Annotated in this window: 20 protein-coding genes; 5 read left to right on the forward strand and 15 right to left on the reverse strand. The window is 59.6% G+C overall.

Annotated features, from left to right (window positions below; all coding sequences use genetic code 11):
- Window positions 1-21 precede the first annotated feature (21 nt).
- The gene (locus KW848_RS10740) at window positions 22-2,277 is read left to right on the forward strand and encodes a glycoside hydrolase (protein ID WP_218536793.1); all 2,256 of its coding nucleotides are present in this window, start codon (window positions 22-24) and stop codon (window positions 2,275-2,277) included.
- Between the two features lie 40 nt (window positions 2,278-2,317).
- Here the strand turns inward: KW848_RS10740 and KW848_RS10745 are convergent, their stop codons facing one another.
- The 12 genes from KW848_RS10745 to KW848_RS10800 all read right to left on the reverse strand — a co-directional run bounded on the left by KW848_RS10745 (window position 2,318) and on the right by KW848_RS10800 (window position 14,742).
- Complete coding sequence (locus KW848_RS10745) at window positions 2,318-2,947, reverse strand: bifunctional 2-polyprenyl-6-hydroxyphenol methylase/3-demethylubiquinol 3-O-methyltransferase UbiG (RefSeq protein WP_218536794.1); 630 nt, start codon at window positions 2,945-2,947, stop codon at window positions 2,318-2,320.
- 195 nt (window positions 2,948-3,142) lie between these two features.
- Window positions 3,143-3,787, reverse strand: coding sequence for a methionine ABC transporter permease (locus tag KW848_RS10750; RefSeq protein ID WP_218536795.1), 645 nt, complete (start codon window positions 3,785-3,787; stop codon window positions 3,143-3,145).
- Window positions 3,777-4,898, reverse strand: a complete 1,122-nt coding sequence (locus KW848_RS10755) for a methionine ABC transporter ATP-binding protein (RefSeq protein ID WP_218536796.1) — start codon at window positions 4,896-4,898, stop codon at window positions 3,777-3,779. The genes KW848_RS10750 and KW848_RS10755 overlap by 11 nt, the downstream gene beginning before the upstream one ends.
- 2 nt (window positions 4,899-4,900) lie before the next feature.
- Window positions 4,901-5,710, reverse strand: a complete 810-nt coding sequence (locus tag KW848_RS10760) for a MetQ/NlpA family ABC transporter substrate-binding protein (protein ID WP_218536797.1) — start codon at window positions 5,708-5,710, stop codon at window positions 4,901-4,903.
- Window positions 5,711-5,867: 157 nt separating this feature from the next.
- Window positions 5,868-7,226, reverse strand: coding sequence for an LLM class flavin-dependent oxidoreductase (locus KW848_RS10765; protein ID WP_218536798.1), 1,359 nt, complete (start codon window positions 7,224-7,226; stop codon window positions 5,868-5,870).
- Entirely contained in the window at window positions 7,226-8,431 is a 1,206-nt protein-coding gene (locus KW848_RS10770; RefSeq protein WP_218536799.1) for an SfnB family sulfur acquisition oxidoreductase, read from the reverse strand. The genes KW848_RS10765 and KW848_RS10770 overlap by 1 nt, the downstream gene beginning before the upstream one ends.
- A gap of 38 nt (window positions 8,432-8,469) precedes the next feature.
- Complete coding sequence (locus KW848_RS10775; RefSeq protein ID WP_218536800.1) at window positions 8,470-9,711, reverse strand: SfnB family sulfur acquisition oxidoreductase; 1,242 nt, start codon at window positions 9,709-9,711, stop codon at window positions 8,470-8,472.
- Between the two features lie 253 nt (window positions 9,712-9,964).
- On the reverse strand, window positions 9,965-10,729 hold the full coding sequence (locus KW848_RS10780; RefSeq protein WP_218536801.1) for a hypothetical protein: 765 nt from the start codon (window positions 10,727-10,729) through the stop codon (window positions 9,965-9,967).
- A gap of 502 nt (window positions 10,730-11,231) precedes the next feature.
- Window positions 11,232-11,987 (reverse strand): L-cystine ABC transporter ATP-binding protein TcyN, encoded by a 756-nt coding sequence (gene tcyN / locus KW848_RS10785; protein WP_218536802.1) that lies wholly within the window; start codon window positions 11,985-11,987, stop codon window positions 11,232-11,234.
- 4 nt (window positions 11,988-11,991) lie between these two features.
- Window positions 11,992-12,657: a cystine ABC transporter permease gene (gene tcyL, locus KW848_RS10790; RefSeq protein ID WP_008148276.1), complete on the reverse strand. Its 666-nt coding sequence runs from the start codon at window positions 12,655-12,657 to the stop codon at window positions 11,992-11,994.
- Window positions 12,657-13,451 carry a cystine ABC transporter substrate-binding protein gene (gene tcyJ / locus KW848_RS10795; RefSeq protein WP_192409803.1) on the reverse strand — a complete coding sequence of 265 codons (795 nt, stop codon included), beginning with the start codon at window positions 13,449-13,451 and terminating at the stop codon, window positions 12,657-12,659. Before tcyJ ends, tcyL begins: the two co-directional genes overlap by 1 nt.
- A gap of 298 nt (window positions 13,452-13,749) precedes the next feature.
- Complete coding sequence (locus KW848_RS10800; protein ID WP_218536803.1) at window positions 13,750-14,742, reverse strand: D-cysteine desulfhydrase; 993 nt, start codon at window positions 14,740-14,742, stop codon at window positions 13,750-13,752.
- A 193-nt stretch (window positions 14,743-14,935) separates the two neighbouring features.
- On the opposite strand from KW848_RS10800, the gene epsC reads away from it, so the two are divergent.
- Window positions 14,936-15,862 (forward strand): serine O-acetyltransferase EpsC, encoded by a 927-nt coding sequence (gene epsC / locus KW848_RS10805; RefSeq protein WP_111449488.1) that lies wholly within the window; start codon window positions 14,936-14,938, stop codon window positions 15,860-15,862.
- Between the two features lie 419 nt (window positions 15,863-16,281).
- Entirely contained in the window at window positions 16,282-18,237 is a 1,956-nt protein-coding gene (gene betT, locus KW848_RS10810) for a choline transporter BetT (protein ID WP_218536973.1), read from the forward strand.
- Window positions 18,238-18,263: 26 nt separating this feature from the next.
- Here the strand turns inward: betT and KW848_RS10815 are convergent, their stop codons facing one another.
- Both KW848_RS10815 and KW848_RS10820 read right to left on the reverse strand, forming a co-directional pair.
- The gene (locus KW848_RS10815; protein WP_111449486.1) at window positions 18,264-18,524 is read right to left on the reverse strand and encodes a hypothetical protein; all 261 of its coding nucleotides are present in this window, start codon (window positions 18,522-18,524) and stop codon (window positions 18,264-18,266) included.
- A 166-nt stretch (window positions 18,525-18,690) separates the two neighbouring features.
- Entirely contained in the window at window positions 18,691-19,431 is a 741-nt protein-coding gene (locus KW848_RS10820) for an SDR family oxidoreductase (protein WP_218536804.1), read from the reverse strand.
- 136 nt (window positions 19,432-19,567) lie between these two features.
- On the opposite strand from KW848_RS10820, the gene KW848_RS10825 reads away from it, so the two are divergent.
- Both KW848_RS10825 and mgrA read left to right on the forward strand, forming a co-directional pair.
- Window positions 19,568-20,458: a LysR family transcriptional regulator gene (locus KW848_RS10825; protein ID WP_218536805.1), complete on the forward strand. Its 891-nt coding sequence runs from the start codon at window positions 19,568-19,570 to the stop codon at window positions 20,456-20,458.
- 242 nt (window positions 20,459-20,700) lie between these two features.
- A complete protein-coding gene (mgrA, locus tag KW848_RS10830; protein ID WP_218536806.1) occupies window positions 20,701-21,738 on the forward strand; it encodes an L-glyceraldehyde 3-phosphate reductase in 1,038 nt (345 codons plus the stop codon).
- Window positions 21,739-21,889: 151 nt separating this feature from the next.
- Here mgrA and tauD read toward each other — a convergent pair whose 3' ends face one another.
- Window positions 21,890-22,732, reverse strand: coding sequence for a taurine dioxygenase (gene tauD, locus KW848_RS10835; protein ID WP_218536807.1), 843 nt, complete (start codon window positions 22,730-22,732; stop codon window positions 21,890-21,892).
- Between the last annotated feature and the right edge of the window lie 28 nt (window positions 22,733-22,760).

Consider the following 22,760-nt stretch of genomic DNA (forward strand, 5'->3'; position numbering starts at 1 on the left):
CCAAATGGAGGAGGGGCTTCGATGTCACCGATGACTCATTGTCTGCGCTATGTGCTGTTGCTCGGCGCTCTGTTGTGTTCACCCCCGACGCTGGCCGGCAATGTGCTGGAAAATTCGCAGTGGCGCGTCGAACTCGATCCCGCCACGCTGGCGATTCGCGTCACCCCCGCACAACATTCGCCAGTGCAAGCCTCGTCGGGCGTTACCGGGTATAAGGTCAGCAACCTCAAGCAAAGCGCCAATCGCATGGACTGGCAGTGGGATGACGGCGCCTGGACGCTCAGTGCCGCCCTCGATCAGCGTGACCTGTCCCTGTCCATCATCGCCCGTGATTCCGGGGAGCTGAGCTTTCTGAAACAGCCTGGCAGTTCTATGGGAAAAGGGCTGATCTGGCCGCTGGCCGAGGGGCGTTACGTGCCTGCCGGTGATCCGCTGTGGCAAACCTTTCTGCTCGATCAGGGGGCGTTCAATACCACCCAAGACCTGAGTCTGCCGCTGTGGGGCGTTGATCACGGTGGCTTCACGCTGAACTGGCTGATGACCAACCCTTACAACAATCGCCTGATCTTCAGCGCCGAAAACAACACCCTTGCTCTGACTGTCCATCATCAATTCACCTCCCTTGAGCCCAATGCACCGCTGACTTTCAAGCTGTCGTTGGGTGATGTCGATCTGTTGGCGGGTGCCAGGCGCTATCGGAAATGGTTGGTCGACAGCGGGCAATACGAAACCTTGAGCGACAAACTGCTGAAGACTCCCGAAGCCAAAAAGCTCCTGGGCGCCAGTCATGTTTATCTGTGGGGTAACGACCTGCTCGGACCGGAAGATGTTCGAAGCTGGCCAGCTTTGCTGAAAGAGTTGCGCGGTAATGGCGTGCTGGCCAGCGAGTTACGTTCCAGTTTTGACGGCGAAAGCTCGCAGTTACTGGCCCGGGCTGAGCCACCGCTTGATCGTTACCAGCAAGCCACGTTGCTACGCAGCCTCAATGCTGCGCTCAACAAGAAGGCCCGCAGCGGCTGGCAGTCTGTGGTCGAACCGGACATGCAAAAACTGGCTGACGGCTACGGCGTCTTACGTGCAGAGCTGGCAGTGGCGTTCTCCGATGCTTTGACGGCAACCCCGGAACGCTGGGGCAATACCTTGTCACCCACCACGATCGAACAACTGAAAGCTGCAGGCTTGTCGCGATTATGGCTAGGCCTTGGCGAGGGTTGGGAAGGGGGGCTCTGGCACCCTGAAACGGTGCGTCAAGGGGTTGCCGCAGGTTATCTGGTGGCGCCTTATGATTCCTATGAAACGGCGCTGACCATCACTGAAAACCCGGACTGGACCACTGCGCATCTGGGCTCCAGAGCCAACCAGGAATGTGCGGTCGTGCTGGAAACCGGGACGTTCAAAAGCGGGTTTCAGCAATCGGGGCATTACACCGATCCGCGTTGTGTTCGGCCATTGCTTGAGGCGCGCATCAAGGCTGTACAGAGCAAGGCGGGGTTCAATAGCTGGTTTCTGGACGCCTACGCCACCGGCATGCTGTTCGACAGCTACCGTGTGGGAGCGACCATGACTCAGGCGCAAAATGCCGAAGGCAACATCGACGCCTCGCGCTGGGTCAACGAGACGTTGAAGCTACCGACCGGCTCCGAGGATGGCAACGCCACCACGGCCCAAGGGGTACTGTTTGCCCATGGAATGCAGACACCGGTGATCGGCTGGGGTGATTCGGATATGAGCAAGAATCCGAAGTCGCCCTATTACCTGGGCCGCTGGTTTCCTGATGAACAGCCGCAGGTTTTCTTCAAGACCGTGCCGCTCAAGGAACCCTACCGCACGGTTCACTTTGCTCCGCAAACACGCTTGCCGCTTTATCAGGCGGTGTTCCATGGCTCGGTGATCACCACCCATCATTGGCTGTTCGACAGCCTTAAGTTGAGCAATGTGCGCGCCGAGAATGAGCTGACTCAATTGCTCTACAACGTGCCGCCGCTGTATCACCTGAGTGCGGCGACGCTGAAGCAGCGGTTACCGGCGATTGCGCGTCAGGATGTGTTCTTCCGCCCGCTGCATGAGCGTCTGGCGACTCAGGCGATGACAGGTTTCCGTTGGCTGACTGAGGATCGTCAGGTGCAGCAGACAACGTTCGCCGATGGCACCAGGTTGGTGGCGAATTTTGATGTGCGCGAACGAGAGATTGATGGGCGACAGTTGGCCAATCGAAGCATCACCGCGTTTGACGCGAACGGGGGAGTGACAACCTATCAAGTCGCTGTGCAACGTTAGAAAACCGTCGCGAACCTGCTCGCGATTGCGTTCTGACAGGCTACGCCGGCTTACGCCAGACACTCGCCAGCCAAGGCTGCTGCTCCCGCGGCAGCCCCGCCGGCCGGTAGTAATGCTCCAGTTCCACAAACCCCGCCGCCGTCAGCAATTGCTGCCACGTCTCAAGATCGTGGTACGCCCCATAACGCGGCCCGTTCCAGCCCTCCTGATTCTCACCACGAGGGTTTGAACTGAACAACACACCACCCGGTTTCAAAGCCCCGTGTAACGCCTTCAACACCCGGGGCAGCTCTTGGGTCGGGATATGAAACAGCGCCGCATTGGCAAAGATCCCGTCAAAGCGCTCGGCAGGCAAATCCAGCTTCAGGAAATCCTGCTGCCAGACTTCACAACCGCTGTCCTGTCGGGCCATCTGCGCAAACTTCTCCGAGCCATCAAGCCCGACAGCGGAATGGCCCATGCGCGTGAAGGTTTGCAAATCACGCCCCGGCCCGCAGCCAAAATCGAGAATGTCGAACGGCGCCTCACCCTGAATATGCCGCAGCAGCGCAGCAATGTTCTGGCTGACATCATGATCGCGAGTCCCTTCGCGAAAACTTTCAGCCACCGAGTTGTAATGGCCCAGGGTGGTGGAGGTGATCTGCTCGAGGTCGGTGGGGGTCTGTTTCATGGTCGGCTGCGCAGGCGATTGGGATTTGCCGAATATACGCCATGAAGCCGGTGACTGCTTCGCAGCCATTCGCGAGCAAGCCCGCTCCCACAGTTGACCTGCAGTGAACACAAGATTTGTGTACGACGCGATCATTGTGGGAGCGGGCTTGCTCGCGAAAGCGGTATCACTGACAACTAATAACTTCAGCCAGGCTCAACGCTTATTGAGACCCCGCGCCAACCGATCCCCGCCCAACTGAATCACCGCCACCAACACCACCAGCAACACAATCACCGTCAACGTGATCTGGCTATCAAACCGCTGATACCCGTACCGGTAGGCGATGTCCCCCAGTCCACCCGCACCAATCGCCCCGGCCATGGCCGACGAGTTGATCATCGTCACCAACGTAATCGTGAAACCCCCGACAATCCCCGGCAGCGCCTCAGGCAGCAACACATGCCAAACGATATGCCAGCGCCGGCAACCCATCGCCTGCGCCGCTTCGATCAACCCGTGGTCCACCTCCCGCAAACTGACTTCGGCAATGCGCGCAAAAAAAGGCGTGGCGGCGATGGTCAGCGGCACCACCGCCGCCCAAACGCCGTACGTGGTACCGACGATCAACCGGGTAAACGGAATCAGTGCCACCATCAAAATCAGAAACGGAATCGAGCGGAACAGGTTCACGAATGCGCCCAACGCACGGTTCAGCGCTGGCGCTTCATAGATTCCGCCCTTGGAACTGGTGACCAGGATTACCGCCAGCGGAATACCCGCCAGTAGCGCGATCAATGACGACACGCCGACCATCAGGAAGGTGTCGATGAAGCCTTGCAGCAAGCGATCAAACCACATAACCCAGCACCTCCACCTGTTGCGCCCAGTTGCCGGCGCGTTGACGCAATTCCTCTGCGCCGAGGGACGAACCGGTCACCGCCAGCAGCAATTGCCCGAGAGCATGGCCCTGAATCCGTTCCACGCCACCTTGCAGCAAGCGCACGCGACCGCCGAGGGCACTGAACAACGCGGCCAGGTCGGGCTCGTCGCTGGCGCTGCCGGTGAACTGCAAACGCAGGACAACAGCGGCGTCCGAGGACTGTGGATGTGCCTGCAAGCGGCTTTGCAGTTCTTGCGGCAAACCGTGTTGCAACGGCGCCAGCAAGGTTTTGCTGACCTCGTGCTGCGGGTTGCCGAAGACTTCCCAGACCGGCCCTTGTTCGACGATTCGCCCGTGTTCCAGCACCACGACTCGGTCGCAGATATCGCGGATTACCGCCATCTCGTGGGTGATCAGCACGATGGTCAGGCCCAGGCGCTGATTGATCTCGCGCAGCAGGCCGAGGATTGATTGGGTGGTTTCCGGGTCCAGTGCCGAAGTGGCTTCGTCGCACAGCAGAATCGCCGGGTCATGCACCAAGGCGCGAGCGATGCCGACGCGCTGTTTCTGCCCGCCGGACAGCTGCGCCGGGTAGGCCTTGTGTTTCTCTTGCAGGCCTACCAGTTCCAGCAATTGGCGGACTTTCTGCTCGCGTTTTTCCTTCGGCACACCGGCGACTTTCAGCGGCAACTCGACGTTCTGCCAAACGGTCTTGGCCGACATCAGGTTGAAGTGCTGGAAGATCATGCCGATGCGCCGACGCAGCGCCACCAGGCGGTCTTCATCGAACTCGCCGATGTCGACCTGATCGATCAGTACGCGCCCCGTGCTCGGTTGTTCCAGACGGTTGATGGTGCGGATCAGCGACGACTTGCCGGCGCCGCTGCGGCCGATGATGCCGAATACCTCGCCGCGCTGGATCGCCAGGTCGATGCCGTGCAGCGCGGCGACCGGACCTTGCTGGCCGTTGTAGGTTTTGCCCAGGCCGATGAAGCGCACGTGAGCACGGTTCAGGTTCGGGTGCAGTTCCGTTTGTTCAGCGTTTTTGAGCTCTGGAATCTCCAGTCGCAGTTGCGTGGCTGCCGTCATATTCAGCTTTCCCAACCGGCTTGGTAGAGCTTGCCGTGGGCTTTATCCAGCGCGGCACGAACGGCCGGCGAATGCTGGTAAATGTCGACGAATTTGATCAGGCGCGGGTCGGTTTTGCTTTTCGGCTGGATCACGAACTGAATCACGTATTCCTTGTGATCCAGGCCGTCGAACAGCAGGGCGGAGCCGGCATCGAAGGTCTTTGACAAGCGGATGTAGGCCGGGTAGCCCTGGACCAGATCGGCGTCGTCATAGGCGCGTACCAGTTGCACGGCTTCGACCTGCAGGATTTTGATCTTCTTCGGATTGGCAATGATGTCTTCTTCGGTGGCCTTGTAGCCGACACCCGGTTTGAGGGTGATCAGCCCGGCCTTGGCCAGCAGTTGCAAGCCACGGCCGCTGTTGATCGGGTCATTGGCAATCGCAACGCTGGCGCCTTCCGGCAGCTCGTCGAAGCTTTTGTATTGCTTCGAGTAGAGGCCGACGTTGTTGATGATCCCCGGTGCGAACGGCACCAGGTCAAAACCGGCGGCGGCCTTGGCGTTTTCCAGGAACGGGACGTGCTGGAAGTAGTTCACGTCGATGTCGCCGGCAGCGAGGCTGACGTTGGGCGCGATCCAGTCGCTGAACTCCACCAGATCGACTTGCAGGCCTTGTTTCCTGGCTTCTTCGACGGCGGCTTCCAGGGGAATGGCGAAAGCGGCGGTGGTGCCGACTTTCAGCGGCGCGTCGGCGGCGAAGGTGATGGAGCTGAAAAGGCCGAGGGCCAGGGCCAGTGCTTTGACTGGGTGGGAGAGGCAGGTCTTTTTCATGATGGGTTTTCCAGTCAGTGCATAGTTGTGTGGTGTTGGGTCGGGCCTCTTCGCGAGCAAGTCGAATCGTCGCACCGCCGCTCCCACAGTGTTTTCGGGTGTTCACACAATCCCTGTGGGAGCGGCGGTGCGACGATTCGACTTGCTCGCGAAGCTTTTAGCGGCGGTAGGCCGAGCCCGTGTGTTGCTCAGGCAAATGCGCCTCTGCGTGAAACAGTTTTTCCCGCAGGCTGCCGCTGTCGTAAGCGGTCTTGTACGACCCTCGGCGTTGCAATTCCGGAATCACCAAATCAATGAAATCCACATAGCTCTCGGGCGTGACAATTCGCGTCAGGTTGAAGCCATCCAGCCCGGTCTCGGCGATCCACGATTCCAGCTCATCCGCCACCTGCTCAGGCGAACCCACCACGGTGATGTAGCGACCACCGAGGGCGTGTTGCTCGAGTAATTTGCGGCGCGTCCAGTCGTTGTTTTGCAGGTTCTTGGTGGCGGACTGGATCGCGTTGCTCTTCACGTACTGGATCGGTTCATCGATGTCGTACTCGGAAAAATCGATCCCGGTGGAGGCCGAGAAATGCGCCACGCCGGCCTCGGCGCTGGCGTAGCTCAAGTACTCGGCGTGCTTGGCCCAGGCCAGCGCTTCGGTGGCGCCGACTATCACGTTCAGCCCCATGAACACCTTGATGTCCTCGGGGTTGCGCCCGGCCTCGACGGCACTGGCGCGCACCTTGTCCACTTGAACCTTGGTCGACGGTTTGTTCTGGCCGCTGATGAACACGCACTCGGCATGCCGCCCGGCGAACAGCAAACCGCGATCCGAACTGCCGGCCTGGAACAGCACCGGTGTGCGCTGCGGCGAGGGTTCGCAGAGGTGATAACCCTCGACTTGATAGAACTCGCCCTTGTGCTCGACCTTGTGCACTTTCTCGGGCTGCGCGTAGATCCGCTGTTGCGGATCGTTAAGCACCGCGCCGTTTTCCCAGCTGCCTTCCCACAGTTTGTAGAGCACTTGCAGGTATTCATCGGCCTGGTCATAACGACGGTCGTGCTCCACCTGTTCGCTCAAACCCATGGCTTTGGCGGCACTGTCGAGGTAGCCGGTGACGATGTTCCAGCCGACCCGGCCACGGCTCAGGTGATCGAGCGTGGACATGCGTCGGGCGAACAGATACGGCGGTTCGTACGTCAGGTTGGCGGTGAGGCCGAAGCCAAGGTTTTTGGTGACCGCGGCCATGGCCGAAACCAGCAGTAGCGGGTCGTTGACCGGAAGTTGGATTGATTCTTTGAGCGGTACATCCACCGAGTTTTGGTAGACGTCGTAAACCCCGACGATGTCTGCGATGAACAAACCGTCAAACAGTCCACGCTCCAGCAATTGCGCCAGTTCGGTCCAGTATTCGATGGTTTTGTAATGAGTGGAGGTGTCCCGAGGATGCGTCCACAGACCATGGTTGATGTGCCCGATGCAGTTCATGTTGAACGCATTGAGCAGGATCTTCTTCTTGGCAGCGGCCATCAGATGGTCCCCCGCAGTGGCGGGTTTTCATCGTTTAAGTAGTAATTGCCGACCGCGTGATACTTCCAGCGCACCGGGTCGTGCAGGGTGTGCACCCGGGCGTTGCGCCAGTGGCGATCCAGGCCGTGTTCAATCAAGGTTGCCTGGCTGCCTGCCAGTTCAAACAGCGTGCTGCCCGCGGCGAGGGAAATCTCGGTGCTGATGGCGCGGGCTTCGGCGACGGCAATCGACGCGGCGGCGACGGTCTCGGCGTTGGTGGCGGCCTGAGCCTTGTCGAGGAATTCGCCGGAGCGTTCCAGCAAGGCTTCGGCGGCGTGCAGACGAATGTTCAAGTGGCCGAAGCTCTTGATGGTCAGCGGGTCCTCGGTGGCTTTGTTGTTCCCGGAATCGATCCACGGCCGGGTCTTGGTGCGCACGAAATGCAGCGCATCTTCATAGGCGGCGCGGGCGATACCGGTGTCGATGGCGGCATGAAGAATCTGCGCCAACGGGCCGACGGTGGTCGGGCGCTCGAACGCACTTTGAAACGGGATCACGTCTTCAACGGCGACGTAAACATCTTCAAACACCACCGAACCGCTGCCGGTGGTGCGCTGGCCAAAGCCGCTCCAGTCGTCGATGACCGTCAGACCCTTGGCATGACGAGGAACGAAAGCGAGTTGCTGAACACCGTTTTCGTCCACGACCGACGTCGGAATGCGCTGGGCATAAATCGCGCCCGTGGCGTAAAACTTGCGGCCGTTGATGCGATAGCCGGCACGTTCTCCATGCCGATCAGGGGTCAGGCTGGTGACGCGGTCATGGGCGGTTTTGGTGCCCAGTTCCGCGAGGGCATTGCCGAAGCGCTGGCCGGCCAATACTTCTGCGTAGAGGCGTTTTTTCTGCTCATCGGTGCCGTTCACCCGCAATACTTCGAGCGCGTAGAAATGGTTCTGCGGGATCTGGCCCAGGGAGCCGTCAGCCTGGGCGATCAGCGCGATCACCTTGGCCAGGGTGACGTTGGAAACCCCGGCGCCGCCGTATTCTTTTGGCACGCTGATGCCCCAAAGACCCGAGCGGGAAAACACTTCCAGTTCCGGGTATGGCAAACGGCGTTCGCGGTCGCGCAGGGCGCTGTCGCGTTTGAAATCTTCGGCCAGGTCACTGGCGACGATCAGGGCTTGCTCATCGCTGGTGATGACCGCGACGTGGTGAGAAATGGTCATGTGTTTCTCCAGAGATCTGGTCAAAAGTGTTCTGGTCGTTAGATCCAGGAGTGCCGTGCGGGCAGCGTGCCGTTCAGGTGATAGGTGCCGACGGCGTGATATTTCCAGCGCACCGGGTCGTGCAGCGTGTGCACGCGGGCGTTGCGCCAGTGGCGGTCGAGGTTGAATTCGGCGAGGGTGGCGCGGCTGCCGGCCAGTTCGAAAAGCTTTTCGCTGGCCAGCAGCGAGATCTCGGTGGTCAGCACTTTGGCTTCGGCCACGGCAATCGAGGCGCGGGCGGCGGACTCGGCGGTGAGCGGCGCGGCGTTGACCTGATCGAGCACTTGCCCGGCCTTGCGCAACAGCGCTTCGGCGGCGTGCAGTTCGATTTTCAGTTTGCCGATGTCGGCGATCACATAGAGATCGTCGCTGGCCCGTTCGACCTTGGCGTCAATCCACGGCCGTGCACGGGTTTTCACGAATTCGATGGCGTCGTCGATGGCGCCCCGGGCGATGCCGGCGTCAATGGCGGCTTGAATCAACTGCGACACGGCACCCTGAATGTTCGGGCTGTCGTTGATCTTCCAGTTATCCACCACCAGCTCGGCGTCGACCTGCACGTTGTTGAGCAAAATGGTGCCGCTGGCGGTGGTGCGTTGGCCGAAGCCCGACCAGTCATCCACGATGCGCAGGCCAGGAGTGCCGCGACGAACGAAGGCCAGAACCTGCTTGCCGTCGTCGTTCAGCGCCTTGACGGCCACCCAGTGGGCGAACAGGGCGCCGGTGGAATAGAACTTCTGCCCGTTGAGGACGAAGCCGTCGCCGCTGGCGGTGATTCGCGCCTTGAGTTCAAGGGTGTTTTTGGTGCCGCGTTCTGGTCCCGCGTTACCGATCCGCCAGCCGTCGAGCACGCTTTTGAACAGCTGTTTTTTCTGCGATTCAGTGGCGCTGCCAAGCACCAGGTTGAGAATGCCGAACTGGTTTTGCGGGATCTGTCCCAGTGCCGGGTCGGCCGCGGAAATGATCGCGAAGACGTCGGCCAACGTGACGAACGAAACCTGCGGGCCACCGTACTCACGCGGGATAGAAATGCTGCCCAGGCCGCTGCGGGTGAACTGTTCGATTTCCGACCACGGCAGCTTGCGCTGCTGGTCGCGTTTGGCTGCTTGCAGACGGGCGACTTGCGCCAGCTCATGGGCGGCCTTGATGGCTTGTGCGTCGTTACGCAAGACCTGCGCGGGCAACAACAACGGGGCGATGTCCAGATCACTCTGGACGATTGATTCTGCCAGACTGGACATCAGTGCCGCTCCTTGGCTGCACGCAATGCCCTGGCGATCTGCACTGGGGTGATTGTGTTCCGGACCATACCTACCTCACATCTCATGGAAACGTCGCGAGGGTTGCGACGAACGAAAACAAGAATGTCCGGTGGTCCGGTGCATATACCCTAAGCGTGTATAAAAAATTAATAAACTAACTTTTAAGAATATGCATAGAAGTGGTGCCACAGATTCATGTAGCAGCAGGCTTCGCCAGCTGCTACATGGGATCTCAGTGTTTGCGGGGTTCGGCGGCCATGAGTATCTCCTTTGGCCGGGCCTTCAAATAGGGATTGGCGCAACCGATCTTCAGCCTGCGCGGTGGTGCCCAGCGGGAGTTGTTACCCACCCGGTCGAGGATGCAGTAAGTCACTTCCAGCCGCAGGTCTTCGCCGGCTTCGAGAATGATCGCCGGCGGCACCCAGACCTGGATCGGCTGACCGACATCGCAAGCCTTGAGCTTGGGCAGGTCCATGCGCACATCGCCCCAGCGCAAGGTGATTTCGTCGTCGGCGGCCATGTTCAGGTAAGGCTCGATGGTCAGCGGAACACCGCGCTTGATCTGGTTCGGGTTGACGCCCTGACGGCGAATGGTCTCGGGGATGCTCACGGGCTCCAGGCTCTGGTTTTCATCGCCGCACAGTGCCGACGGTTGGCCGCCGGGGCAGTCGAGTTTGATCTGCACCCGTCTGGTGGCCGAAAGGGTTGGCCCTTGCCCGATCTGCATGATCCGGTAGTGAACGTGCGAGGTGCCATTGGCGATGAAGCTCTCGGGCACACGCAGTTGGACCGGTTGGCCGACATCGTCAGCCGTCAGCACTCTGGAGGCCACGTAGCAGTTATCCCAGAACAGTTCGATCAGGTCGCCTTCGTCCATGCCGGAGTAGGGCGCCACCTCGATCAGCAGGTGCGCCGCCGAGGTGATGTTGATGCAGGTCTTGTGAGATTGCGCCAGGGTCGGGGCCGCAAGTTCGGGTTTGTTCGAAGTGCTTGTCATGGGGTTTCTCCTTGAAGCCTTGCAGCGAAAGTCCGTTTCTGAAAGTTCGAAAGGCGTGAATTACCGAGCAACAAAACTGTTCACTGTGTGTGAAATTAAATAGTGAGCGAGTGCGAGGTTAATTGCCTGTTGGAGACTAGATAAGAGTGCGCTTGTATAAGTGTCAATAGAGTTTGTTAGTTAAGTATTGGATCGAGTGTTATTCAGAAAAATCCTACACGGTGGAGTTAATAAGCTGCACCGCTCTGTCGAATTTGACCTTGTTCTACGGGCTTTTGGCGGGGTGCTGACGGCGAAGCCCGGTACGGCGAGGGTGCGGGTCTTGGCTGGATTTTAAGCGAGGTTATTCTGTTGCAGGAGATATATATGTACCGCCTGCGGCTATAAAAATTTATCTATTGTTCAAAGAGGTGAATAAGCGAAGAGCATATATCGAGGGTTTTGTTGGTAGGAGTGGTTGTTACTTCCATCCGTGGAAGTTAACAAGTAGTGAGGCGATGTTTCAGTGCTGAGCGTTATTCAGGAACTTGCTCAAAAACTGCTTCGTCCGCTCTTCTTTCGGATTGGCAAACAAGGCCTTGGCTTCGCCTTGTTCGACGATCACACCTTTGTCGAAAAACACCACGCGGTTCGCCACGTCCCGGGCAAAGCCCATTTCGTGGGTGACGATGACCATGGTGCGTCGCTCTTCGGCGAGGCTACGGATGGTTGCCAGCACTTCACCTACCAGCTCCGGGTCGAGGGCTGAGGTCGGCTCATCGAACAGAATCACTTCCGGCTCCATCGCCAGCGCGCGGGCAATCGCCACACGCTGTTGCTGACCACCGGAAAGGCGTCGCGGGTACGCGTCTTCCTTGCCCGCCAGGCCAACCCGTGCCAACAGCTTTTTACCCAGGGCAACGGCTTCGGCGTGCGGGATTTTCTTTACGATGATCGGGCCTTCGATAACGTTTTCCAGGGCGGTGCGATGAGGGAACAGGTTGAAGTTCTGGAACACGAAACCCACGTGCTGGCGCAAACGTCGCACCAGGCCTTGCTGCTGGTTCAGCGGACGGCTGCCATCGATCTCGATGTCACCGACCTTGATCCGGCCGCTGGTGGGTTCTTCAAGAAAATTCAGGCAACGCAGGAACGTGGTTTTACCCGAGCCGCTAGGCCCGATGATCGCCACCACCTCACCTTCCTTCACTTGCAGATCGATGCCGTTGAGCACCACTTGACCCTTGAACTGCTTTGTCAGTTTTTCCACGACAATCATTGGGTCAGGACTCCAGATCGTGCCGATTGACCCGTGCTTCCAACTGATTCTGCAGGTGCGAAAGCACCGTGGCCAGAACCCAGTAGATCAGCGCGGCGGCAAGGTACATGGTGAAAATTTCAAAGGTACGGGCGGTAATCAGCTGCGCCTGACGGAACAGTTCCGGCACCTGAATAGTGGCTGCCAGCGCGGTGTCCTTCACAAGCGAAATGAAGCTGTTGCCCAATGGTGGCAGGGCTGTGCGCATCGCTTGCGGCAGGATGGCCCGGCGCAGGGTCTGCGCGCGGGTCATGCCGATACTCGCAGCGGCTTCCCACTGGCCGCGCTCGATGGAGCTGATCGCGGCGCGGAGGATTTCGCAGGCATAGGCCGCCATGTTCAGCGAGAAGCCGATCAGGGCCGCCGGCAGCGGATCAAGTTCGATGCCCAATTGCGGCAAGCCGTAATAGATCACGAACAGTTGCACCAGCAACGGCGTGCCGCGAAAGAACGACACGTAGATGCGGGCGATCCAGCTCACCAGTTTGAAGCGCGACAGGCGCATCAATGCCAGGCCGAAGCCCATCACCAGGCCGAAGAACATCCCGCCCAGGCTCAAGATCACTGTGTAGTACGCGCCCTTCAGCAGGAAGGGCGCGGAATCCAGCGCGAGTTGGAAAGCTTCTTCCATTATTTAGTGACGTCAGCGCTGAAGTATTTTTCCGAAAGCTTTTTCAGCGTACCGTCGGCACGCAGCTTGTCGATGGCTTTGTTCACCGCGGCCAGCAGCTCTGGCTCGCCTTTGCGCAGGGCGACACCGGCTTCCTGGCGGGAGAACGCTTCGCCGGCGGCGGCAGTGTCCTTGGCCTTCTTGGCGTATTCCAGTGCGGCGAGGCGGTCGATCAGAATGGCGTCGATGCGGCCAACGCGCAGATCCTGGAACTTGGTCGGGTCATCTTCGTAGGTGCGGATGTCAGCCTTAGGCACATTCTCTTTCACCCATTGCTCGTAGTTGGTGCCCAGGCCTACGCCTACTTTCTTGCCGGCCAGATCGGCAGCGGTCTTGATGGTGTCTTTGTTCTTGGTCAGGGTCAGCGCCTGAATCCCGGAAACGGTGTACGGCTCGGAGAAGTCATACTTCTTCTTGCGCTCTTCGGAGATGGTCACCTGGTTGATCACAGCGTCCAGACGCTTGGATTCCAGGGCTGCAAGGATGCCGTCCCATTTGGTCGGCTGCAGTTTGACCTTCACGCCCAGCTCTTTGGCCAGGGCTTCGGAAAACTCGACTTCGAAGCCAGTCAGCTTGCCGTCGGCGTCGACGAAACTGAACGGTGGGTAAGTGCCTTCCAGACCCACGTTGATCACGCCAGCGTCTTTGATTTTTTGCAGCTGCTCACCGGCAACCGCTTGCCCCAGCAGACCGGCGCTCAGCGCCAGGCCCAGCGAACCAACCAGCAGGTTTCGACGTAATGCGGAAAAATTCATGACAAGCCCCTGTGTTTTCTTATGAAGACGCTTTTAGGAATGTTGGCAAATTCGGGATTTGAACGACTGCGATATCCTGCCCTAAAGCATCGTATGCGTCTCGCTGCAAATTCGCCTGCGGCGTGACTATATGATGGTGCCTTTAGATTGGAAAATAATGAATAATAAGTTTGTTATTCCTTTTCAAGCTAAGTGATCGTTCCTACGCTCTGCGTGGGAATGCAGCCCGTGACGCTCCGCGTCACTGGACGCGGAGCGTCCTTTGAGGCATTCCCACGCAGAGCGTGGGAACGATCATTTACAGAAAGTCTTTGTAGGCGAACAGTGCTGGCGCCCCACCGGTGTGCAGGAAGATGATCGGGCCGTCATTGAAGCGCTGGCGGCCGATGCCATCGAGCAAACCCGCCATGGCCTTGCCGGTATAAACCGGGTCCAGCAGCAAACCTTCCTGACTTGCCACCAGCTTCACGGCGGCCAACGTCCCGGCATTCGGTTCGCCGTAGCGCGGGCCGAAATATTCGTCCCACAACTCGACCTTGAAACTCGCTGGCAGGCTCACGCCCAGCAACTCGGCAGTGCGTTCGGCGAGGCCCTGGACTTTCGGGCGCTGGTCTTCGTCGCTGCGAGAAACCGTGACACCAATCACTGGCAAATCCGGCAGTGCTTCACTCAACGCCAACGCCAGACCGCTATGGGTCCCGGCACTGCCCGAAGCCAAAACCACGGCCGAGAATGTCAGCCCGGTGTCCTTGATCTGCTCGGCCAGTTCCAGCCCGGCGCGTACATAACCCAAAGCGCCCAATGCGTTGGAGCCCCCAATCGGCACCAGATACGGCTTCTTGCCGTTGTTGCGCAGGCGATCGGCCAGGGCCTGCAATTGTTCGTCGGCGTTGTCGAGGTTTTCCACTAGCTCGACCTTGGCGTCGAACAGGTCCAGCAACAGTCGATTGCCGTTACCGACATAGTTAGCGTCGTCGGTACCGAGAGGGTTTTCCAGCAGGGCTACGCAGCCCAGGCCAAGCTTGGCCGCAATGGCGGCAGTCTGGCGCACGTGGTTGGACTGAAGCGCGCCAGCGGTGATCAACGTGTCGGCGCCTTGTGCCAGTGCATCGGCCGCCAGGTATTCGAGTTTGCGCAGCTTGTTGCCGCCCATCGCCAGCGGCGTCAGGTCATCACGCTTGACGTACACATCGCGGCCCAACCAGGCCGACAGGCGTTCGAGTTTTTCCAGGGCAGTGGGATGACCGAGCAGGTCGAGACGATTAAAGCGGGCAAGCTGTTGTTTGATCATGGGGTCCGTACTGGCGGAGGGAGATGACAGGACTATAGGCACGCCTATTTAGCGGGGCAACTGCCAATCGGCCTTATGCAAAAAAGTGCTGAGCACAGCACAATCGGTTCTTAATTCGGCTTCCAGACCATGCCGTAAAGTAATCGCGGTTAACGCGGCCAGACAGTCCGGCCGCCCGTGAGGAGTTTTTACCGTGAGCGAGCGTTCCAGTCATTGGCAACTGCAGACCATCGTCAGCCAACTGCGCACGGCGCGTGACCAGTGGCGGCTACAAAATGGCCGCGCCAGCACCGAACAGGGCGGTCGCGAGTTGCCTTCCCGAGCGGCCATGGCAGAGATTCTCGAAGCCCTTTGCGGCGCGTTGTTCCCGATGCGCCTGGGACCGGTGGATTTGCGCGAGGAAAGTGAAGACTTCTACGTCGGCCACACGCTGGACGTTGCGTTGAACGCGTTGCTGGCTCAGGCGCGACTCGAACTGCGCTACGCCGCTCGCCACAGTGCCCAGGCCGACACTGGGGTCGAGGCCAAGACGATTCAGATCATTCAGGACTTCGCCCTCGCATTGCCGGGGCTGCGCAGTCTGCTCGACACCGACGTGCTGGCGGCCTATCACGGCGATCCGGCGGCTCGCAGCGTCGATGAAGTGTTGCTGTGCTATCCGGGGATTCTGGCGGTGATTCACCATCGCCTCGCCCATCATTTGTACCGCGCCGGATTGCCGCTGCTGGCACGGATCAGCGCGGAAATCGCCCACTCGGCCACCGGCATCGACATTCACCCTGGCGCACAGATTGGTCGCAGCTTCTTCATCGATCACGGGACGGGTGTGGTGATCGGCGAGACCGCCATCATCGGCGAGCGTGTGCGGATTTATCAGGCCGTGACGTTGGGCGCCAAGCGCTTCCCGGCGGATGAAGACGGTCAGTTGCAGAAGGGGCAGCCGCGACATCCGATTGTCGAGGATGACGTGGTGATCTATGCCGGTGCGACGATTCTGGGGCGGATCACCATCGGCAAGGGCTCGACCATTGGCGGCAATGTCTGGCTGACCCGCAGCGTGCCGGCGGGGAGCAACCTGACTCAGGCGAATCTGCAGCATGATGACGGGACGCAGAAGTAAGCCTGTGAAAATGTTCGCTGTCTGATCGGCCGCCTTCGCGAGCAAGCCCGCTCCCACATTAGATCGTGTACCTGTCCCGCGCCTCGGTCTAATGTGGGAGCGGGCTTGCTCGCGAATGGTTTCAAGCCGAACCTGGATAATGGCATTTAGCTAATTCTCGACTGAACGAATCCTCCAAATCCCGCGTCATACCCTTCCTTGAGCTAGCGTCAGACACTTACCGCCGAGCCTTGCGATTAGTCCTTAGCCCCCTATTCATGTTTAACTTGAACGCTCATTCAAGTTAAACCGCCGGTTTGCTGCCCGCTCACAACAGGAGGCTTGCCTTTGCCGAGTCCGTTACTGATTGCCCTGTTTCACCCCCTTGAGGTGCACCTTTCATGAGTGCATCGCCCACCCCCGCCAGCGGTCAGGTCCGCATGAATCCGCCGGTGTTTTACTTCTCGGCGACGTTCATTTTGCTGTTCGGCATCATCGTCATCGCCATGCCTGAACAGGCCGGTGCCTGGCTTCTGGAAGCGCAAAACTGGGCGGCCAACACGGTCGGCTGGTACTACATGCTCGCAATGACGCTGTATCTGGTCTTCGTGGTGGTCACCGCCTTGTCCGGCTACGGCAAGATCAAGCTCGGTGCCGACCACGACGAACCCGAATTCAGTTACCTGTCCTGGGCCGGCATGCTGTTCGCCGCCGGGATCAGCATCACGCTGTTCTTCTTTTGCGTGTCCGAACCGCTGACCCATTTGGCGCAACCGCCACAAGGCGAAGCGGGCACGGCGGATGCAGCGCGTCAGGCGATGCAGATTCTGTTTCTGCACTGGGGCCTGCACGGCTGGGGCGTGTTCGCCTTCGTCGGCATGGCGCTGGCCTACTTCGCTTATCGTCATAACCTGCCGCTGGCCCTGCGTTCGGCGCTCTATCCGCTGATCGGCAAGCGCATCAACGGTCCGATCGGTTACGCGGTGGACGGCTTCGGCATCATCGCCACGGTGTTCGGCCTCGGTGCCGACATGGGCTTTGGCGTGTTGCACCTCAACTCGGGTCTGGACTACCTGTTCGGCATCGCTCACACCCAATGGATTCAGGTCGGCCTGATCACGCTGATGATGGGCGCGGCGATCATCGTTGCCGTGTCTGGTGTCGATAAAGGCGTGCGGGTGATGTCCGACATCAACATGCTGCTGGCCTGCGCGCTGCTGCTGTTCGTGTTGTTCGCTGGCCCGACTCAGCACCTGCTCAACACCTTGATCCAGAACATCGGCGACTACCTCGGCGCCTTGCCGATGAAGAGTTTCGACCTCTACGCCTACGACAAACCCAGTGACTGGCTGGGCGGTTGGACGGTGTTCTACTGGGCCTGGTGGATCGCATGGTCGCCGTTCGTGGGGCTGTTCATCGCACGGATTTCCCGTGGCCGGACCATCCGCGAATTCGTCTTCGGTGTGCTGCTGATTCCGCTCGGCTTCACCCTGGCGTGGATGTCGATCTTCGGCAACAGCGCCATCGATCAAGTCCTCAACCACGGCATGAGCGCCCTCGGCATGTCGGCCATCGATAACCCGTCGATGACCCTCTACCTGCTGCTGGAAACCTACCCGTGGAGCAAAACCGTGATCGCGGTCACGGTGTTCATCAGCTTCGTGTTCTTCGTGACGTCTGCCGATTCCGGCACTGTGGTGCTATCGACACTGTCCGCCAAGGGCGGCAATCCCGATGAAGACGGGCCGAAATGGCTGCGGGTGTTCTGGGGCGCGATGACCGCGTTGGTGACCAGTGCGCTGCTGTTCTCCGGCAGTATCGATGCGCTGAAGTCAGCGGTGGTGCTGACCTCGTTGCCGTTCTCGATGATCTTGCTGCTGATGATGTGGGGGCTGCACAAGGCGTTCTATCTGGAGTCGCAGAAGCAGATCGCGCAACTGCATTCCCTGGCCCCGGTGTCCGGCTCGCGGCGTGGCGGCTGGCGTCAGCGTTTGAGTCAGGCCGTACATTTCCCGTCACGGGATGAGGTCTATCGCTTCCTCGATACGGCGGTGCGCCCGGCGATTGAAGAAGTCTCGGCGGTGTTCGTCGAGAAGGGTTTGAAGGTGGTCACTCAGCCGGACCCGACCAACGACAACGTCAGCCTGGAAATCGGTCATGGCGAGGAGCGTCCGTTCATTTATCAGGTGCAGATGCGCGGCTACTTCACACCGTCCTTCGCCCGTGGCGGCATGGGTTCCAAGGAACTCAACAACCGTCGTTATCATCGGGCCGAAGTGCATTTGAGCGAGGGCAGTCAGGACTACGATCTGGTGGGTTACAGCAAGGAGCAGATCATCAACGACATCCTCGATCAGTACGAGCGGCACCTGCAGTTCCTGCATTTGGTGCGTTGATCGAGAACCCGTGGCGCCGGGCCTTTTCAGGTCTCGGCGCTCAGCACCATGAACAGCACCAGCGCCGCCACCGGCACACTGAACACCACCGTGCCGATCATCAGTTCCGTACTCAGTGACTGGCCGGCCGTGACCACACCAACGGCACCGTTGATCAACGTCAACGCCAGCCACAGGACCACGAAGCTGTAGGTCAGTGTCTGTTGGCTGAAGCCGATTTTCTCGCCGATGAACAGCATCAGCGCCAGCAGGATCAGGCCGAAGGAGATGATGATCGTGGTGTGCATGGTGTGTTCCGCCCTTCAGATGTGTGCTGGCTCTATAGCCGCCTTCGCGAGCAAGCCCGCTCCCACAGGGTATTTCCTTTGAACGCAGATTTTGTGAGCAACCGGGATCAATGTGGGAGCGGGCTTGCTCGCGAAGGGGGTCACCTCGGTATCAGTTTGAGCATAGTTAAACCAGCCCACCGTTGACGCGCAGGATTTGCCCGTTGACCCAAGCCGAGTCCGGGCCGACCAGGAAAGACACAACGCGAGCGATGTCTTCTGGCTGAGCCAGACGTTCCAGCGGGGCCATCTTGGCGAAGGTCTGGATCTGCTCTTCGCTCTTGCCGTGCAGGAACAGGTCGGTCGCCACCGGGCCCGGCGCGACGGCGTTGACGGTGATGTTGCGTCCGCGCATTTCCTTGGCGAACACCTGGGTCAGGGATTCCACCGCCGCTTTGCTGGCGATGTACACCGCGTAACCCGGCAGGTTCATGCCAACGGTGCTGCTGGAGAAGTTGATGATTCGCCCGCCAGTGTTCAGGCGGGTGGCGGCTTCACGCAGGGTGTTGAACGTGCCGCGAGCGTGGATGTTGAAGGTCTGGTCGAACAGCTCATCCGTGTGTTGCGCCAGCGGCAGCACTTTGAGGATGCCAGCGTTGTTGACCAGCACATCGACCTTGCCCAGTTGCGCTTCGGTCTCGTCGAACAGCCGGCGTACGTTGTCGGCGTTCGCTACATCCGCCTTGATCGCTATGGCCTGATGCCCGGCCTGACGCAATTCCACCACCAGTCTTGAAGCTTCGGTGGCACTGCTGGCGTAGTTGATGGCGACGGCGAAACCTTGTTTGGCCAGTTGTTTGGCGATCACTGCACCGATGCCACGGGAGGCGCCGGTCACGATGGCAACTTTCGAAGTCTGAGTAGTCATGGCGGTGAATCCTTTTGAGTCGGGAGTTGTTTGCTGGGTGTGAAGCCAGATTCACATGTTTACTCAGGCCGATAAATGCACGAGAGTTGCCTTGACTGTTCAATAATCGCCAACAATCAACCGTCAGGAGACCCACGTGGATCAAGTCAAAGCGATGAAGGTTTTCGTGCGGATCTACGAGCGCAGCAGCTTCACGCGGGCGGCCGACGACCTGAACCTGCCGCGGGCGACGCTGACCCACACGCTGAATCAATTCGAAGCCTGGCTCGGTACACGTTTACTGGAGCGAAGCACCCGCAAGGTGCGGCCTACGCTGGACGGCGAGGCGTACTACCTGCGTTGCGTGCAGCTGCTGGCGGAACTGGAAGAAGCCGAACTGGCATTCCGTAGCGTCGCACCGAAGGGCCGGTTGCGCGTGGATGTGCATGGCACGCTGGCCAAGCACTTCGTCATCCCGGCGTTGCCGCAGTTCATGGCGCGCTACCCGGACATCGAACTGTCCATCAGCGAGGCCGACCGCTTTGTCGACCTGATCGCCGAAGGCGTCGACTGCGTGCTGCGCGCCGGCACCTTGGGCGACTCCGCACTGATCGGCCGTCGCGTCGCCAACCTGCGCCAAATTACCTGTGCCAGCCCCGCGTACCTGCGTAAATACGGCGAGCCGAAAAGCCTCGACGACCTCAAGCATCATCGTGCCGTGAACTACGTCTCGCGCACGACTGCCAAGTTATTCCCCTTCGAATTCATGGTTGATGGCGAACTGAAGGAAGTCGCCATCGATGGGGCGCTTTCAGTGTTCGGCGCGGAAATTTATGCGGCGTCGGCGATCGCCGGGCTGGGCCTGATCCAGTGCCCGTATTACCGAATGGAGACGCAGATTTCCCAGGGACTGGTGCAGGAAGTCCTGATCGACACGCCACCACCGCCGATGCCGGTTTCGGTGTTGTATCCGCACAACCGACACATGTCGCCACGGGTTCGGGTGTTTGTGGATTGGCTGGGGGAAGTGTTTGCGGGGGCTCAGTAGCCGCAGTTCCACAGATCGTTCCCACGCTCCGCGTGGGAATGCCTCAACGGACGCTCCGCGTTCGGCTCTGGATTGGGACGCGGAGCGTCCCGGGCTGCATTCCCACGCAGAGCATGGGAACGATCATATGAAACGTTTCAGCATTTTCTCGGGTCCGAGGTTTATCGGCGTTTGTCTGGGCGTATGCTGGGCAACTTGCGAAGCAGTCGATACCAACTTCAAGACAGACAAGAGAGGATTCGATGACCTACACCGCTGCCGAAAACCGCTACGACTCCATCCCTTATCGCCGCGTGGGGCGCAGCGGGCTGGTGCTGCCGGCGCTGTCTCTGGGCCTGTGGCACAACTTCGGTGACAGCACGCCGATCGACACCCAGCGTTCGTTGCTGCGTACCGCATTTGATCTTGGCATCAACCATTTCGACCTGGCCAACAACTACGGCCCGCCGTACGGCAGTGCAGAGATCAATTTCGGTCGTTTGCTGCGTGAAGACTTCAAGCAGTATCGCGACGAGCTGATCATCTCCAGCAAGGCCGGTTGGGACATGTGGGCCGGCCCTTATGGTCAGGGCGGCGGTTCGCGCAAATACGTGCTGGCCAGCCTTGATCAGAGCCTGCAGCGCCTGGGCCTGGACTACGTGGACATCTTCTATTCCCACCGCTTCGACCCGGACACGCCGCTGGAAGAAACCGCCAGCGCACTGGCCACCGCGGTGCAACAGGGCAAGGCGTTGTACATCGGTATCTCCTCGTACTCGGGCGTTAAAACCCGTGAAATGGCCGCGCTGCTGAAAGAGTGGAAAGTTCCGTTGCTGATTCATCAGCCGGCTTACAACCTGCTCAATCGTTGGGTAGAAAAAGACTTGTTGGATACGACGGACGAACTCGGTACGGGCGTGATTGCGTTTACGCCGTTGGCTCAGGGATTGTTGACCGACAAGTACCTCAACGGCGTGCCGGCGGACGCGCGGGTCAATCGTCCGGGGGGAGGTTCGTTGCAGGCGGCGCACCTGTCCGAAGCCAACATCGCTCATGTGCGTGCGCTGAATGAGATCGCCAAACGTCGCGGTCAGAGCCTGGCGCAGCTGGCATTGGCGTGGACGTTACGCGATCCGCGCGTGACGTCGGCGTTGATCGGTGCGAGCCGGCCGGAGCAGATTATCGAGAACGTCGGTGCGTTGAAGAATTTGAGCTTCAGCGTGGAAGAGCTGGAGGAGATTGACCGGTTTGCCCAAGAGGGCGGGGTCAATCTTTGGGAGAAGCCTTCGTCGGCTGAGTAAGTATTTGGCGCCAGAACCTTTGGTGCCTGGCAGATTGCCTTCGCGAGCAAGCCCGCTCCCACAGGTGACCGAGGTCTAATGTGGGAGCGGCGGTGCGACGATTCGACTTGCTCGCGAAGAGGCCATCAACACCAATAAAGAACTTCAGGGTTCACCGGAAAAACGGCACATCCCCCAACACCGTCGCCCGCTGCATCACCCGTCGCGCCGGCCGGTAATCATCCACGGCGTAATGCTGTGTCACGCGGTTATCCCAAAACGCCACGTCGTCCTTCTGCCAACGCCAGCGAATGGTAAATTCCGGCCGCGTGGCGTGGGCAAACAGAAACTTCAGCATCACCTCGCTTTCGGTTTCCGACAGCTCATTGATCTTCGACGTGAAGCCTTCATTGACGAACAACGACCGACGTCCGCTCACTGGATGAGTACGAATCACCGGGTGTGACAGCGGCGGGTTTTTCCTGCGCGCTTCTTCCCACTGGGCCAGCGCTTCGGGCGTGTTGCCATAGCGCTCCAACGGGAACGAACGGGTGAAATCGTGGGTGGCGGTCAGCCCTTCGAGCAAGGTTTTCATCGGCGTCGACAGCGCTTCATACGCCGCGATACCGCTGGCCCACAACGTGTCGCCACCAAACTCCGGCAGCAACTTGGCACTGAGTACCGCGCCCAGAGCCGGGGTCGGCAGGAAGGTTACGTCGGTGTGCCAAATCGCGTTGTCGCGCACGTCGGTGACGGCTGTATCGAGGATTAGCACTTCGGGTTGTTCCGGCACATTCGGGTAGATCGGGTGAATGTGCAGGTCGCCGAAATTGGCGGCGAAACGTGCTTGCTGCTGGGGTGTGATCGGCTGATCGCGGAAGAACAACACTTGATGTTTGAGCAGCGCCTGCTCGATGGCGTCGCGCTGTTCCAGGCTTAGCGGTTGGCTGATGTCGACGCCGCTGATTTGCGCGCCGAGGGCATAGCTTAAGGGGACGATGGTCAGGTGGCTCATGGTCTTTCTCTTCAATTCGGGGTGCCGA

This window comes from Pseudomonas sp. PDM25, from assembly GCF_019219045.1.
GTDB lineage: Bacteria > Pseudomonadota > Gammaproteobacteria > Pseudomonadales > Pseudomonadaceae > Aquipseudomonas.

What these genes read in the sequence shown, in the direction of transcription:
- KW848_RS10770 (WP_218536799.1), bottom strand. Translation starts at nt 8,431, where the DNA reads ATGACCATTTCTCACCACGTCGCGGTCATCACCAGCGATGAGCAAGCC.
- KW848_RS10745 (WP_218536794.1), bottom strand. Translation starts at nt 2,947, where the DNA reads ATGAAACAGACCCCCACCGACCTCGAGCAGATCACCTCCACCACCCTG.
- tcyN (WP_218536802.1), bottom strand. Translation starts at nt 11,987, where the DNA reads ATGATTGTCGTGGAAAAACTGACAAAGCAGTTCAAGGGTCAAGTGGTG.
- KW848_RS10750 (WP_218536795.1), bottom strand. Translation starts at nt 3,787, where the DNA reads ATGTGGTTTGATCGCTTGCTGCAAGGCTTCATCGACACCTTCCTGATG.
- KW848_RS10760 (WP_218536797.1), bottom strand. Translation starts at nt 5,710, where the DNA reads ATGAAAAAGACCTGCCTCTCCCACCCAGTCAAAGCACTGGCCCTGGCC.
- KW848_RS10775 (WP_218536800.1), bottom strand. Translation starts at nt 9,711, where the DNA reads ATGTCCAGTCTGGCAGAATCAATCGTCCAGAGTGATCTGGACATCGCC.
- mgrA (WP_218536806.1), top strand. Translation starts at nt 20,701, where the DNA reads ATGACCTACACCGCTGCCGAAAACCGCTACGACTCCATCCCTTATCGC.
- tcyL (WP_008148276.1), bottom strand. Translation starts at nt 12,657, where the DNA reads ATGGAAGAAGCTTTCCAACTCGCGCTGGATTCCGCGCCCTTCCTGCTG.
- KW848_RS10755 (WP_218536796.1), bottom strand. Translation starts at nt 4,898, where the DNA reads ATGACGGCAGCCACGCAACTGCGACTGGAGATTCCAGAGCTCAAAAAC.
- tauD (WP_218536807.1), bottom strand. Translation starts at nt 22,732, where the DNA reads ATGAGCCACCTGACCATCGTCCCCTTAAGCTATGCCCTCGGCGCGCAA.
- tcyJ (WP_192409803.1), bottom strand. Translation starts at nt 13,451, where the DNA reads ATGAATTTTTCCGCATTACGTCGAAACCTGCTGGTTGGTTCGCTGGGC.
- KW848_RS10765 (WP_218536798.1), bottom strand. Translation starts at nt 7,226, where the DNA reads ATGGCCGCTGCCAAGAAGAAGATCCTGCTCAATGCGTTCAACATGAAC.
- betT (WP_218536973.1), top strand. Translation starts at nt 16,282, where the DNA reads ATGAATCCGCCGGTGTTTTACTTCTCGGCGACGTTCATTTTGCTGTTC.
- KW848_RS10820 (WP_218536804.1), bottom strand. Translation starts at nt 19,431, where the DNA reads ATGACTACTCAGACTTCGAAAGTTGCCATCGTGACCGGCGCCTCCCGT.
- KW848_RS10740 (WP_218536793.1), top strand. Translation starts at nt 22, where the DNA reads ATGTCACCGATGACTCATTGTCTGCGCTATGTGCTGTTGCTCGGCGCT.
- KW848_RS10800 (WP_218536803.1), bottom strand. Translation starts at nt 14,742, where the DNA reads ATGATCAAACAACAGCTTGCCCGCTTTAATCGTCTCGACCTGCTCGGT.
- KW848_RS10815 (WP_111449486.1), bottom strand. Translation starts at nt 18,524, where the DNA reads ATGCACACCACGATCATCATCTCCTTCGGCCTGATCCTGCTGGCGCTG.
- KW848_RS10780 (WP_218536801.1), bottom strand. Translation starts at nt 10,729, where the DNA reads ATGACAAGCACTTCGAACAAACCCGAACTTGCGGCCCCGACCCTGGCG.